Source organism: Ruegeria sp. O6 (assembly GCF_056535045.1).
The window spans coordinates 26,400-40,799 of the sequence record NZ_JBQERM010000008.1 but is presented as its reverse complement, the minus strand read 5'-3'; the positions used below and the strand labels follow the sequence as shown (position 1 = coordinate 40,799).

Here is a 14,400-nt window from a genome sequence, read left to right as displayed (position 1 = left end):
TAAATAAAAAAATTCATTAAGATGAATTTAATGTTGCGATGAACCCTGCCCGTCGACTACGGTACACAGAGGCTTTGGGTCGCAAAGCGCCATCGGCGCGGTAGCAAATGGGAGGGATCATGAAGCTGAGACACTTGACTTTGGCTTGTATCATAACAGGCAGTGCCGCCATCGCGGCAGAAACAGGACCAAAAGAGGTACAGTTCGACGATTATGGCGCGGTGGAGGCTTCATTGACCGGCGTCGCTGGCGATGCGGCAAACGGTGCGGTCATCGTGGGCGAGAAATCCAAGGGCAACTGTGTGGCCTGTCATCAGGTCACGGCTTTGGCGGATATTCCGTTCCATGGCGAAGTCGGTCCGCTGCTGGATGGGGCCGGGGACCGGTGGTCCGAGGCGGAGCTTCGAGGACTGGTCGCAAATGCCAAGATGACGTTTGACGGAACGGTCATGCCGGCTTTCTACAAGGATGACGGCTATATCCGCCCGGGCGACGCCTATACGGGCAAAGCCCCGTCAGGGCCTTTGACGTCAATCCTGACTGCACAGGAAATCGAGGACGTCGTCGCGTTCCTCGCAACCCTAAAAGAACAATAATCACGCTTTCAGGCGTGAATTCGTGAGGATCCAAAGGAGATTGAAAATGGAATTTTCTCGTCGCGAGACTCTGGCTCTTGGTCTGGGCGCTGCGGTCCTGACCCTGATGCCGTTCCGCGCAAATGCGGCTGCAGAAGACGCGATAGCCGCGTTTACGGGCGGTGCAGACATGGCTGACGGCGGTGTGACACTGACGGCGCCGGAAATTGCCGAGAACGGAAATACCGTTCCGATCGAAGTCAGCGCGCCGGGTGCGGCTGCAATCCTGATCGTAGCGGCCGGAAACCCCGAGCCCGGCGTTGCCACGTTCAACTTTGGCCCGCTGGCTGCTGCACAGGCGGCTTCGACCCGCATTCGTCTTGCAGGAACGCAAGATGTCATTGCTGTGGCCAAAATGGCTGATGGTAGCTTTGCCAAGGCTTCGGCAACCGTAAAAGTGACAATTGGCGGCTGCGGCGGCTGATCGCCACGCGCCCTGAAGAACAGGAGAACAACCAATGGCATCCGGTGTAAAACCCCGCGTCAAGGTTCCAAAAACAGCCGCTGCTGGCGAAGCAATCACGATCAAAACACTGATCAGCCACAATATGGAAAGTGGCCAGCGTAAGGATAAGGAAGGCAACGTCATTCCGCGCTCGATCATCAATCGGTTCACCTGCGAGTTTAACGGAGAGCTGGTGATAGACGTGACGATGGAGCCGGCGATTTCGACAAACCCGTACTTTCAGTTCGATGCAACCGTGCCTGAAGCCGGGGAATTCGTTTTCACGTGGTATGACGATGACGGGTCCGTTTACGACACAAAAAAACCGATCGAGATCGCCTGACGGCTCGACCGTAACGGCAGATCAGCGCCGGTGCTTAAAACCTGCGCTGATCACCCAAGGGAGGAACGCAATGAATAAAAAAGCACTCACGGCGATCGCGGCAGTTCTGGCTTTCCCGGTTTCAGTGGCAGCTGGACCTGACGAAGACAAGCTGGTGATCAACGAAGAGCTGGAAATGGTTTCGGTGACCGAGGCCCCGGCCCATGTCGAGAACTTCGATACGATCTACTCGGGGTGGCATTTCAGAACCGATGAAACGCAGGCGTTGCAGATCGACGATTTCGACAACCCGGCTATGATTTTTGTCGACCAGGCGGCTGATCTTTATGAGGCTGTCGATGGCGCGGCTGGCAAAAGTTGCTCTTCGTGCCACGATGATGTGGAAAGCTTCAAAGGGCTGCAGGCGTCCATGCCGAAGGTCGATGCGGATACCGGCAAGCTGGTTGTGATGGAAGATCTGATCAACAAGTGCCGTACGGAACGCATGGAAGCAGATGCGTGGAAATGGTCTGGTGCCGATATGCAGGGCATGGTCGCGCTGATTGCCTTTCAGTCACGAGGGCTGCCCATGAATGTCGCCATTGATGGCGATGCTGCCCCATATTGGGAGCAGGGCAAGGAAATGTACTACACCCGATATGGTCAGCTGGAGCTGAGCTGCGCCAACTGTCATGAAGACAACTGGGGCAACATGATCCGAGCCGACCATCTGAGCCAGGGGATGGTTAACGGTTTCCCGACTTATCGTCTGAAACAGGCCAAGCTGATCTCGCGCCACAACCGTTTCCGCGGCTGTATTCGTGATACACGCGCTGAAACCTTTGCCGAAGGTTCCGACGAATTCCGGGCACTGGAGCTTTATGTAGCATCGCGCGGCAACGGGCTTTCGGTCGAAACGCCGGCCGTGCGTCAGTAACAACGAACCCGCGCCGGGATTTCCGGGCGCGGGATTTTCATTTCTGCCACATTCACACATTTATATGTGAAATAGGAAAGCCAACAGATGATATCGCGACGTGATTTTCTACAGGTCTCCATGGCGGCCTCAGCGCTGTACGGGGCATCCGGTTTCGGGAACTGGGCAAGGCTGGCGGCCCAGCAAAGCCTGACCCAGGACCAGTTGCTGGAATTTGAGACCTTTGGAAATATCAGCCTGATTCATATCACGGATATCCACGCGCAGCTCAAACCGATTTACTTCCGCGAGCCCGAGGTCAACCTGGGCATCGGAGACGCGCGCGGGCAAATGCCGCATGTGACGGGGGCCGCATTTCGCAAGGCTTACGGGATCGAAGATGGCAGCCCGTCCGCCTATGCACTGACCTACAATGACTTTGCTTCATTGGCGAAGACCTATGGCCGCGTCGGAGGGCTTGACCGGGTTTCGACCGTTATCAACGCCATCCGTGCCGACCGGCCAGATGCGCTGTTGCTGGATGGGGGCGATACCTGGCATGGCTCGTATACCTGCTATCAGACGGCGGGTCAGGACATGGTCAACGTGATGAATGCACTCAAGCCCGATGCGATGACATTCCATTGGGAGTTCACGTTGGGCAGCGAGCGGGTCAACGAGATCGTTGAAGGTTTGCCTTTTGATGCGCTGGGTCAGAATATTTTTGACGCGGAATGGGATGAACCTGCGGAGCTTTTCAAGCCCTACAAGTTCTTCGAACGCGGCGGGGCCAAGGTTGCCGTTATCGGGCAGGCTTTCCCGTATATGCCAATTGCCAACCCCAGTTGGATGTTCCCGGAATACTCGTTCGGGATCCGGGATGAGAACATGCAGGCCATGGTGGACGAGGTGCGCGACGCAGGTGCCGATGTTGTCGTCGTCCTCAGCCATAACGGCTTTGACGTGGACAAAAAGATGGCGAGCCGCGTTCAGGGGATTGATGTAATCCTGAGCGGTCACACCCATGACGCTTTGCCTGAACCGGTTCTAGTCGAAAAGACGCATATCATCGCGTCTGGCTCGAACGGCAAATTCGTCAGCCGCGTTGACCTGGATGTGCGGGATGGCCAGATGATGGGGCTGAAGCACAAGCTGATCCCGATCTTTTCAGACGTCATCGCGCCTGATCCGGCAATCACGGCCCTGATCAACGAACAGCGCACACCATATGATGCGGCACTAGGCGAAGTGATCGGCAAGACGGACTCGCTGCTGTATCGGCGCGGAAACTTCAATGGCACGTGGGACGATCTGATCTGCGATGCACTGATCAGCGAGCGCGAGGCGGATATTGCCATGTCGCCGGGTGTGCGCTGGGGTCCTTCGATCCTGCCCGGTCAGGAGATCACGCGTGAGGATATCTGGAATGTCACTTCGATGTCCTATCCGAATGCGTATCGTACGGAAATGACGGGTGAATTCATTCACGTGATCCTCGAGGATGTTGGCGACAACCTGTTCAACCCCGATCCCTATTACCAGCAGGGTGGCGACATGGTGCGTGTCGGCGGCCTTGGATACCGTATCGATGTCACCAAACCGCAAGGGCAGCGGATCAGCGACATGACCCTGCTCAAGACAGGTGAGGCGATTGATCCGGCGAAATCCTATGTTGTGGCCGGTTGGGCCAGCGTCAACGAGGGCACCGAAGGCCCGCCCATCTGGGATGTCGTAGAAAACCACATTCGCAGTCAGGGCACCGTAACCGTCGAGCCGAATACCTCGGTCGAGGTGATCGGAGCCTGACAGCGCGAACCGAATGTCAAACATTGAATACAAGATTTGCTGATCGAAAGACGGAGGCAAACAAAATGAGCGAGAACCCAAGGGCAAAAGCCCCATCGCGTCGCCAGTTTCTAAGCGGTGCCGCCGCGGTTGGCGTAGGTGCGGTCGGCGCCTCAGCGGCGCGCGCCGCAGGCCCTGACCCGCTGATCACTCAGGTTCAGGAATGGGCACAGGCAACGGGCGAAGGCGTGGATGCAACCCCCTACGGCATGCCAATCCAATTCGAGAGTGATGTCGTGCGGCGCAACGTCGAGTGGTTGACCGCAGACACGATCAGTTCGATCAATTTCACGCCGATCCACGCGCTGGACGGCACGATCACCCCGCAGGGATGCGCGTTCGAGCGGCACCATTCGGGTGCCATCGAGCTGAGCAAGGCGGACTACCGTCTGATGATCAACGGTCTGGTCGAAACTCCGCTGATCTTCACATATGAAGATCTGGAACGTTTCCCGCGCGAAAACCGCATCTATTTTTGCGAATGCGCTGCCAATACCGGTATGGAATGGGCCGGTGCGCAGCTCAACGGCGCGCAGTTCACGCACGGAATGATCCACAACATGGAATATTCCGGTGTTCCGCTGCGCACCCTGCTGGAAGAGGCGGGGGTAAAGACTGAAGGCAAATGGGTTTACGTCGAAGGCGCGGATGCATCCTCGAATGGTCGCTCGATCCCACTGGAAAAGGCGATGGACGACGTACTTGTTGCGTTCAAAGCCAATGGCGAGGCTTTGCGCAAAGAACACGGATATCCCGTTCGTCTTGTCGTTCCCGGCTGGGAAGGCAACATGTGGGTCAAGTGGCTGCGCCGGGTCGAGGTCACCGAGATGGCTATCGAAAGCCGCGAAGAGACATCCAAGTATACGGATACTCTCGAAGACGGAACATCACGCAAGTGGACATGGGTCATGGACGCCAAATCGGTCGTCACATCGCCCAGCCCGCAAGCGCCGATCACGCATGGGCCGGGGCCGTTGGTGATCACCGGGTTGGCCTGGTCCGGGCGGGGCTCGATTACCGGCGTCGACGTGTCGGTGGATGGTGGCAAGAACTGGGTTCCGGCACGTCTGGCGGCCCCCGGGACAGACAAGGCGCTGACCCGGTTTTATCTGGACTATAACTGGGACGGTTCAGAGATGCTGTTACAGGCCCGCGCGAAGGATTCGACCGGTTACGTCCAACCCAGCAAAGCTCAACTGCGGGACGTGCGGGGCGAGAACTCGATCTACCACAACAATTGTATCCAGACCTGGTGGATCAAGGAAAACGGAGAGGCGGAAAATGTCGAAGTATCGTAAGCTATTGGTCGCCTCGGCCCTTGGGTTGAGCGTGGCGGTTCCAGCCCATGCAGACAAGCTAGGACTTGGGCGCCCTGCGTTGCCCGAAGAAATCGCGGCGTGGGACCACGACATTGCACCTGACGGAACCGGATTGCCCGAAGGTTCTGGCGACGTGTTCACCGGCGAAGAGGTCTTTGCCGAACGGTGCGCGATCTGTCATGGCGATTTTGCTGAAGGTGTGGACAACTGGCCGAAACTGGCGGGCGGCGAGGGCACGCTTGCAGATAAAGACCCGCTGAAAACAGTGGGCTCTTACTGGCCGCACCTTTCGACGGTATGGGATTATGTGAACCGTTCGATGCCGTTTGGAGATGCACAATCGCTGGAGCCTGACGACGTTTACGCGATTGTCGCCTATATCCTGTATTCCAATGACATCGTTGATGATGAGTTCACGCTGTCGCACGAAAATTTCCTTGAAGTGGAAATGCCGAATGCCGGGGGTTTCATCGTGGATGACCGCGAAACAGCCGAGGCGCATTTCTGGACGGATGAGCCATGCATGACGGATTGCAAAGAAGGCGTGGAAATCACCAAGCGCGCCGCCGTTCTGGATGTAACGCCTGACGAAGCCGGGGCTGACAGTCCGGACCAGGCGGCTGTTTCCGAAGAAGCATCCGTCGAAGTCGATGAACCTGCTGAGGACATAGCGGCACTTGATCCTGAGATGATCGAAAATGGCGAAAAAGTTTTCAAGAAGTGCAAGTCCTGCCATCAGGTCGGGGACGGGGCCAAGCATCGCACCGGTCCGGCACTGAACGGTGTCGCCGGTGCCAATGCGGCTGGTGCCGAAGGCTTTAAGTACTCTCAGGCGATGAAAGCTGCTGCCGAGGATGGGTTGGTTTGGACAGATGAAGAAATGGCCGCGTTTCTGGCTAAGCCTAAAGCCTATATGAAGGGGACACGTATGTCCTTTGCCGGCCTCAAGAAACAGGATGATATCGACGCGGTCATCGTTTACCTGAAATCTTTCGGCAGCTGATCATGCGGTGGCGGGGGGCAACAGGTGTCATATTTGCTGCGAGTATTCTGGCAACAGCTGCTGCCGCGACTGAGGACCTTGGCGATGCAGCAGCTGGCAAACTTGTGTTTGCCCAATGCGAAGGATGTCATCAGGTCGGCGCGGGCGCTGAAAACAGGATCGGTCCGCACCTGAATGGTATTTTTGGCCGCCGGGCTGCCGGGCTTGAGGAGTTCACCTATTCCAAAAGCCTGATCCGTGCGGGGACTTCGGGGCTGGAATGGCACGCCGACACATTGTCGGCTTACATTGAAAACCCCCGCGCATTCGCATCCGGCACCAGAATGAGCTTTCGCGGGCTCGAGAACCCGGAAGACCGGGCCAATGTAATTGCCTATTTGCGTGTGTTTTCCGACAACCCGCAAGACATCCCCGAAGCCGACCCAACGGCAAAGGGAACGGACCATTCCGTCAACCCCGAAATCCTCGCGATTCAGGGCGATCCCGAATATGGCGAATACCTGAGCAGCGAATGCACGACGTGCCACCAGATAGAGGGTGGCGATGATGGGATTCCTTCGATCGTTTACTGGCCCGACCAGGATTTTGTTGTCGCCATGCACGCCTACAAGGATAAGCAGCGGCCTCATCCCGTCATGCAAATGATCGCGGGCCGCCTGAGCAGTGATGAGATCGCGGCATTGGCCGCTTACTTCAACAATCCACAGTGACAATGCCTAAGGGGAGGAAACGCGATGACACTCGACAGACGGACATTTCTGGGAACCGCAGGGGTACTTGCTGCCGGGCTGTCGGCCCCGATGGTGCTGGCGCAGGGCAAGCCCCGTGTCGTGGTGATCGGGGGCGGGGCAGGCGGCGCAACCGCGGCGCGCTATATCGCCAAAGACAGCAAGGGTGAGATTGATGTCATTCTGATCGAGCCGTCCAAAACATATTACACCTGTTTTTTCTCGAACCTGTATCTGGGCGGGTTTCAAGAGCTTTCGGACATTGCGCACAGCTATGGCACGCTTGCCGCAAAATACGGTATCAACGTGGTTCACGATTGGGCCGTGGGTGTCGACCGCGACGCCAAAACTGTCTCATTGGCGGGTGGCGGATCTATTCCTTATGACAAATTGATCCTGAGCCCGGGTATCGACTTTGTCGATGGCGCGGTCGAGGGGTGGGATGTAACTGCACAGAACAAGATGCCGCATGCGTATAAGGCGGGCTCTCAAACCGAGCTGTTGAAGGCGCAGGTTATGGCGATGCCCGAGGGTGGAACCTTTGCGATGGTCGCACCTCCGAACCCGTACCGTTGCCCGCCCGGACCTTATGAGCGGGTTTCGATGGTTGCGCATGTGCTGAAGGCGAACAATCCGACAGCGAAAATCATCATTGCTGATCCGAAGGCCAAATTCTCCAAGATGTCTTTGTTCCAGGAAGGTTGGGCCGACCATTACGAAGGCATGATCGACTGGATCGGAGAGGATTTTGGCGGCGGCAATGTATCGGTCAATCCGGATGCCATGACGGTGACCATCGACGGTGAAGAAACCAAGGTCGACGTCTGCAACGTGATCCCGGCCATGAAAGCCGGGCGCATTGCGGAAATGGCCGGTGTAACCGATGGCACCTGGGCACCGGTGAACGCGGTGGACATGTCATCGAAAGCTGACCCTGACATCTATGTTCTTGGTGATGCCAGCCAGCAAGGCGACATGCCGAAATCCGGTTTTTCGGCCAACAGCCAGGCGAAAGTCTGTGCCAATGCGGTTCGTGGCGCATTGACCGGATCAAAGATCTTCCCGGCCAAGTTTTCGAACACGTGCTGGTCTCTCATTGATACGGATGACGGGGTCAAGGTCGGTGCGACTTATGAGGCGACGTCTGAAAAAATTGCCAAGGTGGACGGCTTTATTAGCCAGACCGGCGAGGATTCCGACCTGAGAAAAGCAACCTACCAAGAGTCGCTGGGTTGGTATGCTGGTATCACATCGGACATGTTCGGCTAAGAAACGCCAAGGCTTTGACCGGTGTCAAAGTCTTGGCGGTGAAATCTGAAGAAATGTGGTTCAGGAGGAGGAACATCATCATGAAACACTTTATCGCATCAGCCGCACTTTCAGTTGTATTGGCAAACCCGGTTATTGCTGAGGAGGTCATTGCCGTTCCCTTTGACGGGAGCTTTGATGATGCAACCTTTGCCGTTGAATCAGCAATTGTTGGGCAGGGGCTGGTTATCGATTATGTGAGCCATGTTGGTGACATGCTGAATCGGACGGGGGCGGATGTCGGAAGCGACAAGCAAATCTTCACAGCCGCTGAAATATTTATCTTCTGTTCCGCAAAGCTCTCGCGCGAGATGATGGAGGCCGACCCGATGAATATCGGCTATTGCCCCTACGGGATCTTTGTGGCCGAGGACGAAGGCGGTGTCAAAGTGGGCTACCGAAGCTATCCTGACGGACCGATGGAGAAAGTCGAAGCCCTGTTGGCCGGTATTGTAGAAGAAGCCGTTGGAAACTGACATGGACTACCAACAGTATTTTCGTGACCAGCTGAGGCAATTGCAGGACGAAGGAAATTACCGGGTCTTCGCCGAGCTTGAGCGTCATTGCGGAGCATTTCCAACTGCACACAACCACGCAGAAAACGGACCTGAGAAAGTTATGGTCTGGTGCTCGAACGATTATCTGGGAATGGGTCAGCATCCAAAGGTCCTGGCGGCCATGCACCGGGCGATTGATGGCTGTGGCGCAGGGGCTGGCGGGACCCGGAATATTTCGGGGACCACCCATGAACATGTTCTGCTCGAGCAGGAGCTTGCAGATCTGCATGGCAAGGAAGCAGCGCTGCTTTTTACGTCCGGGTATGTTTCAAATTGGGCTGCATTGGGAACTCTGGCCTCGCGAATTCCCGGTATCACGGTTCTGTCCGACGAATTGAACCACGCATCGATGATCGAGGGTATCCGCCACAGTCGTTGCGCAAAGCGGGTCTGGAAGCATAACGATTTGAAGGACCTTGAACGACATCTCATGGACCTGCCGTCCAACGCGCCAAAACTGATCGCGTTTGAAAGTGTTTATTCGATGGATGGCGATATAGCACCAATCGCCGAAATCTGCGATCTGGCGGATCGGTACGGCGCGATGACCTATCTGGACGAGGTTCATGCAGTAGGGCTGTATGGGCCGCGTGGTGGTGGCATCGCCGAACGCGAAGGGGTGATGGATCGCCTGACGGTCATCGAAGGCACGTTGGGCAAAGCGTTCGGCGTGGTTGGTGGATACATCGCGGCGTCAAAGGAACTTGTCGACTTTGTCCGTTCTTTTGCCAGCGGATTTATCTTTACCACCGCATTGCCCCCGGCCGTCGCCGCTGGTGCCGCAGCATCCGTACGGCACCTCAAACAAAGCAATGAGGAGAGGTTTCTGCATCAGCAACGCGTATTCGAGGTTCGAGGCCGGCTGGACGCTTTGGGCATTCCGCACACGCCCAACCCAAGCCACATAATCCCGGTCATGGTCGGCGATCCGGTTAAGTGCCGCTTTATCTCGGATGTCTTGATGCGCGACTACGGGATTTATATCCAGCCGATAAACTATCCCACTGTCCCAAAAGGCACCGAACGTCTTCGGATTACGCCTTCACCTGTACATTCGTCAGAAGATGTAACCCTGTTGGTCGAGGCATTGGGTGCGTTGTGGACACAGTGCCAGCTTGCGCGCAAACCGATGGCCGCACAGTGAGAACTTGACGGAAGGCAAAGACGGACACGTAAAGAGGTGAGAGTTTTTGTCTATGGAACGCCTCATCGATCTGCTGGGAGATTCGGGCACATTGGCTGTCGCCGGTTTGCTTGTTGGCATCCTGTTCGGAGTTACCGCTCAGAAATCTCATTTCTGCTTGCGGGCATCCACTGTTGAAGTCGCCGAGGGCGAACTTGGGCCCCGTCTGGCCGTCTGGCTGATCGCATTCACGTCGGCGTTGATGCTGGTACAGGGGTTCGTCTCGATTGAATGGCTGGATTTGTCCGGGGCGCGTTCAATTGCGTCAACAGGCAGCCTGAGTGGGGCGGTGATCGGCGGTCTGATGTTTGGCGCCGGAATGATTTTGGCGCGCGGATGCGCGTCGCGCCTGTTGGTGCTGGCCTCATGCGGCAATCTGCGGGCAATGGTGACAGGGTTGGTTCTGACGTTGGTCGCGCAAGCGGCTTACACGGGTGTGCTCAGCCCCGCGCGCGAGGCGCTGTCCGGTATTTGGACGATCACAGGTGGCAATGCGCGCGACCTTTCGGCACTACTTGGGTTTTCACCCATAGCGTACACAGTCTTTGCCGCAGGGACCTTTGTTCTGGCCGTCGTGTTTGCAGTGCGCCAGCAGGTGACAGTGACAAAGATTGTCACGGCCGCCGGAGTTGGTGTCGCCGTGGCGCTTGGCTGGTTGATGACATTTGCGATTGCACAAGCCTCCTTCGAAGTCGTGCCGGTGTCTTCGGTCACGTTCACCGGCCCGGCAACGGATACATTGATGGCGCTGGTGGCCGAGCGGAACATTGCGCTGTCCTTTGGCATTGGTCTGGTTCCGGGCGTTGCAATTGGCGCCGCTGTTTCTGCAGTTCTTTCCGGCGAATGGAAAATCGAACAGTTCGGCCCGGATACTCCGATGGAGCGTTACCTTGTCGGGGCTGTCTTGATGGGATTTGGTGCGATGTTGGCAGGTGGCTGCGCCGTTGGTGCCGGATTGTCCGGGGGATCGGCCTTGTCGCTGACTGCGTGGCTTGCCGTCTTCTCGATGTGGGTTGGGGCCGTCGCCACCCATCGGATGATGATGCGAATGCCCGTTCTTCGGCGGTCCTGACTTATTCGAATTCCATCTGTTCGTAGACCCGACCCGCGTTTTTCGTGGCCAATTCTTCGAACGTGTCCAAATGGGCATAAGGGCTTTGGTCGACGTAATAGGCCTCGGCCAGATCCCCGCCTGCATCCATATGTTCCTGGATCATTGCGCGCAGGTAGACAAGATAGTCGCGTGTATACCGGCGCACCTGATCCATGTTCGTAGGATGACCGTGCCCGGGGATCACATATGTGGCTTCCAGTGCCTCGAACTCATTGTCCCAGGTCTCAAGCCAATCTGCGGTGTAGGTGTCCTGAAAGATCGGCAGCATACGTTCGTGAAATGCCATGTCACCGGCGATGACAAGGCTTTGATTGGGCAACCAGATCGAAATGTCGCCGGGGCTGTGCGCAGGTCCAAGATGTTTGGCCTCCATGCGAAAATCGCCGAGTTCGACAACGTATTCATCGTCAAACGTTTCTGTCGGACCGGCCAAAAACGTTCCTTTTGCCTTGTCCTTGTTATATGCCTGCATCCCTTCAAGGATTTGTGGCCCATATTCTTCGAATTCAGCCGCAGCATCTGAATGAGCGACGATGGGCACCCCAAGTTCCGACCAGTAGGCATTCCCCAGCATAGCGTGCCCCTGACCGTTTTCGTTGAAGACAAGCTTCACGGGCTGATCCGTGAGCGCTTGAATCTCCTTATGAAGCGCTTCGGCAAGCACATAGGCCGCGCCACCGTTGATGACGACAACACCCTCTCCGGTCACGATGAAGCTGAGGTTATTGTTGTGGCCCGAATTCTCATAAGTCGGGGGTGCGGTTGCACCGATGGCGGAAAAGACGCCGGGAATAAATTCGACAGGTTTCGAGTAAAGAACGCTCTGCGGGTACTGGTCTGCGATATCCTCGCTGGCCCACGTTTGCGTGGCCAGGGTACAGGCAATCAACAAAGCGCGCATCATGCAGGCTCTCCAATAAATCGATAGGTTGAACCGGCCTTTTCAACACGGCCAATTCCGCCATTTGGCAAATGGAACCCAATAATCTTCATTTGGGCATGAGAAATCTGATCCAGCAGCGATTTCCGGGCACTTGCCGCGGCGTCGGGGTCCTGATCCGTACCGCTGCGCCAGTCCGGACGCTCGAACGCGACGTGCGGATTGCCGAGCGCATCGCCGACGACCATCACCGCGTCACTGCCTCTGCGAATTTCGAACGCCATATGTCCGGGCGTGTGCCCGAAACTAGCGCGTGCTGCGATACCGGGAAGGATTTCCTGCCCATCATCAAAGAACGCAACCATGTCTTCGATGGCTTCCATGCGCCGCTTTGCGCCCACCGCGAATGCCGTGCGGTCGGCTCCTATCGTGTCAACGGTTGCGGGGTTCCACCAATAGTCCCATTCCTTGCGGCCAAGATGATATCTGGCATTGGGAAAGAGGTGATCTCCGAAGTCGTCCAGCACACCCCAGATGTGATCCGGATGAGCATGGGTGAAGATCACTTGCGTGACCTCATCCGGAGATAACCCTACGGCGTCCAGAGTTTCCGGAAGTTTGCCAGCGGTTTGCATGAAATCCGGCCCGGCCCCAACGTCGAACAGTACGGTATTCTGGTCATCGCGGTAGAGCACAATGTTGCACTCGGGCTCGTATCTGGTCAGATCTGTTTGATGGCGGTTCAGAAGTTCTGTCAGCTCTGCCTCGGGCATTGCCCCAAAGACCATTTCGGGCGGCAATGACAGGTAGCCATCCGACAAAGTTGAAATCCTTGCCGATTGACCAAGTGTCATTTCCGCAATCGCAAAGCTGGGTCGCAGGCAGAGTGCCGCCAGACATGCGCCTTGGGACAGGAAGGTCCGCCGGGAGAAATTTGGGTCTCTGCTCATACATAATCATTAAGATGAATGTTTATATTTGTAAATGATGAATGGCGCAGTCGGCACATTCTATCTGGGGCTTTTCACCACCTGCGTTAGAACGTTCGCAGCAACGAGTCGCATATCTGGCCCATCCCAAAGAACCTTTGTCACGTCTTGGCGAAACAATTCCGGAAAGAACTACCTAGAGCGGCGGTGAAAACCTGAACATCGCGGCGCAGGACGTCCTGTTGCAGGTATAGGGCAACCGCCACGACTTGCCGGAGATTTCAACGCAAAGCGACCTACTAAGACGCTAAAATTGTGACGTCACCCAGCCAGTGCATGCGGCAGGTGTTCAACCAGAGCCCGTTGCACGACCGCAAATCTTGGCGTGTGTGCGATTTCCTCTAGCGTCGCGACCCAAAGTGGAACCTCGATTCCGGGATCAATGTCGTTCAACCTGTGAAGCCGGGGATCAGCGTCGCCAATAAAAGCAGGTAAGAAAGCTCGCCCCACACCGGATGCAACCATCTGCTGAAGCACCAGAAAACTGTCTGCTCCGTTTGTCATGTCATCGGCGCGAACATGTTCAGCCAACCATTTGGCCGGGAGTGAACGGCTGAGAGCCCCATCAAGCCGAATCCATTTTTGGTCACGGGTACCGTCACTATAAACCCCAAAGTGCAACGTTCCTGCGCGCTCTCCGGTCAACCCTTCACCAAGTTGAACCGAAGGGCGGACAACTATATCCGCAGTTAACCTGGTCAGATCATGGTGACTGTTACCGCTGAGGATCGTCAGTTCGAGGCTCGGATAGAGGGCGGAAATTGAGTTTAGTACCTGCGGCAGGACAAACTGGCAAAGGCTGTCCGTGGACGCGATACGCACATGACCCGCTGGCGAACGATTTGCGCCCACAACGGCGCGTTCTACCGAAAGCACGGCGTCTTCAACGCTTTCCATGGCGGACAGAATTGTTCTGGCTTCGGGAAGTACTGAATACCCTGACGGGTCTTTCCGAAAAACAACACAGCCATATCGGTGTTCGAAGGCGGCAACTCTGCGCAGGACGGTTGCATGTGCAACGCCCAGGGCTGTCGCCGCCGCATTCAACGAGCCGTGTTTGCTGACGGCGAGGGCATACCGAATATCGTCCCAATTGTCGTTGTTCATAAATGAACAGGTGAGGCCGAATAACAAACAATTACAAGAAAAATCGTTC

The 14,400-nt window shown here is 56.2% G+C and carries 15 protein-coding genes; 12 read left to right on the top strand and 3 right to left on the bottom strand.

Annotated elements, in window-relative coordinates; all coding sequences use genetic code 11:
• The first annotated feature begins 119 nt into the window (after nt 1-119).
• From soxX to ACR0DY_RS11775, 12 genes are all read left to right on the top strand, one after another.
• Nucleotides 120-596: a sulfur oxidation c-type cytochrome SoxX gene (gene soxX, locus ACR0DY_RS11830; RefSeq protein WP_267366181.1), complete on the top strand. Its 477-nt coding sequence runs from the start codon at nt 120-122 to the stop codon at nt 594-596.
• A gap of 46 nt (nt 597-642) precedes the next feature.
• The gene (soxY, locus tag ACR0DY_RS11825; protein ID WP_209507502.1) at nt 643-1,059 is read left to right on the top strand and encodes a thiosulfate oxidation carrier protein SoxY; all 417 of its coding nucleotides are present in this window, start codon (nt 643-645) and stop codon (nt 1,057-1,059) included.
• Between the two features lie 34 nt (nt 1,060-1,093).
• Entirely contained in the window at nt 1,094-1,423 is a 330-nt protein-coding gene (gene soxZ / locus ACR0DY_RS11820; protein ID WP_209507503.1) for a thiosulfate oxidation carrier complex protein SoxZ, read from the top strand.
• 70 nt (nt 1,424-1,493) lie between these two features.
• On the top strand, nt 1,494-2,339 hold the full coding sequence (soxA, locus tag ACR0DY_RS11815; protein ID WP_480546025.1) for a sulfur oxidation c-type cytochrome SoxA: 846 nt from the start codon (nt 1,494-1,496) through the stop codon (nt 2,337-2,339).
• 87 nt (nt 2,340-2,426) lie between these two features.
• Nucleotides 2,427-4,124: a thiosulfohydrolase SoxB gene (gene soxB, locus ACR0DY_RS11810; protein WP_480898345.1), complete on the top strand. Its 1,698-nt coding sequence runs from the start codon at nt 2,427-2,429 to the stop codon at nt 4,122-4,124.
• Between the two features lie 65 nt (nt 4,125-4,189).
• Nucleotides 4,190-5,461 carry a sulfite dehydrogenase gene (gene soxC, locus ACR0DY_RS11805; protein WP_480483437.1) on the top strand — a complete coding sequence of 424 codons (1,272 nt, stop codon included), beginning with the start codon at nt 4,190-4,192 and terminating at the stop codon, nt 5,459-5,461.
• Nucleotides 5,445-6,485, top strand: a complete 1,041-nt coding sequence (locus ACR0DY_RS11800; RefSeq protein ID WP_480898342.1) for a c-type cytochrome — start codon at nt 5,445-5,447, stop codon at nt 6,483-6,485. Before soxC ends, ACR0DY_RS11800 begins: the two co-directional genes overlap by 17 nt.
• A gap of 2 nt (nt 6,486-6,487) precedes the next feature.
• Nucleotides 6,488-7,195, top strand: coding sequence for a c-type cytochrome (locus tag ACR0DY_RS11795; RefSeq protein WP_480898340.1), 708 nt, complete (start codon nt 6,488-6,490; stop codon nt 7,193-7,195).
• A 24-nt stretch (nt 7,196-7,219) separates the two neighbouring features.
• On the top strand, nt 7,220-8,482 hold the full coding sequence (locus ACR0DY_RS11790; protein WP_480483431.1) for an FCSD flavin-binding domain-containing protein: 1,263 nt from the start codon (nt 7,220-7,222) through the stop codon (nt 8,480-8,482).
• An 80-nt stretch (nt 8,483-8,562) separates the two neighbouring features.
• A complete protein-coding gene (locus tag ACR0DY_RS11785; RefSeq protein ID WP_480488033.1) occupies nt 8,563-8,997 on the top strand; it encodes a DUF302 domain-containing protein in 435 nt (144 codons plus the stop codon).
• A gap of 1 nt (nt 8,998) precedes the next feature.
• Nucleotides 8,999-10,222, top strand: coding sequence for a 5-aminolevulinate synthase (hemA, locus tag ACR0DY_RS11780; protein ID WP_480898336.1), 1,224 nt, complete (start codon nt 8,999-9,001; stop codon nt 10,220-10,222).
• 52 nt (nt 10,223-10,274) lie between these two features.
• Nucleotides 10,275-11,333 (top strand): YeeE/YedE family protein, encoded by a 1,059-nt coding sequence (locus ACR0DY_RS11775; RefSeq protein ID WP_480483425.1) that lies wholly within the window; start codon nt 10,275-10,277, stop codon nt 11,331-11,333.
• A 1-nt stretch (nt 11,334) separates the two neighbouring features.
• On the opposite strand, the gene ACR0DY_RS11770 is transcribed toward ACR0DY_RS11775, so the two are convergent.
• From ACR0DY_RS11770 to ACR0DY_RS11760, 3 genes are all read right to left on the bottom strand, one after another.
• On the bottom strand, nt 11,335-12,279 hold the full coding sequence (locus ACR0DY_RS11770) for an MBL fold metallo-hydrolase (protein ID WP_480483423.1): 945 nt from the start codon (nt 12,277-12,279) through the stop codon (nt 11,335-11,337).
• On the bottom strand, nt 12,276-13,205 hold the full coding sequence (locus tag ACR0DY_RS11765; RefSeq protein WP_480898335.1) for an MBL fold metallo-hydrolase: 930 nt from the start codon (nt 13,203-13,205) through the stop codon (nt 12,276-12,278). The genes ACR0DY_RS11770 and ACR0DY_RS11765 overlap by 4 nt, the downstream gene beginning before the upstream one ends.
• A gap of 300 nt (nt 13,206-13,505) precedes the next feature.
• Nucleotides 13,506-14,351: a LysR family transcriptional regulator gene (locus ACR0DY_RS11760; RefSeq protein ID WP_480520607.1), complete on the bottom strand. Its 846-nt coding sequence runs from the start codon at nt 14,349-14,351 to the stop codon at nt 13,506-13,508.
• Between the last annotated feature and the right edge of the window lie 49 nt (nt 14,352-14,400).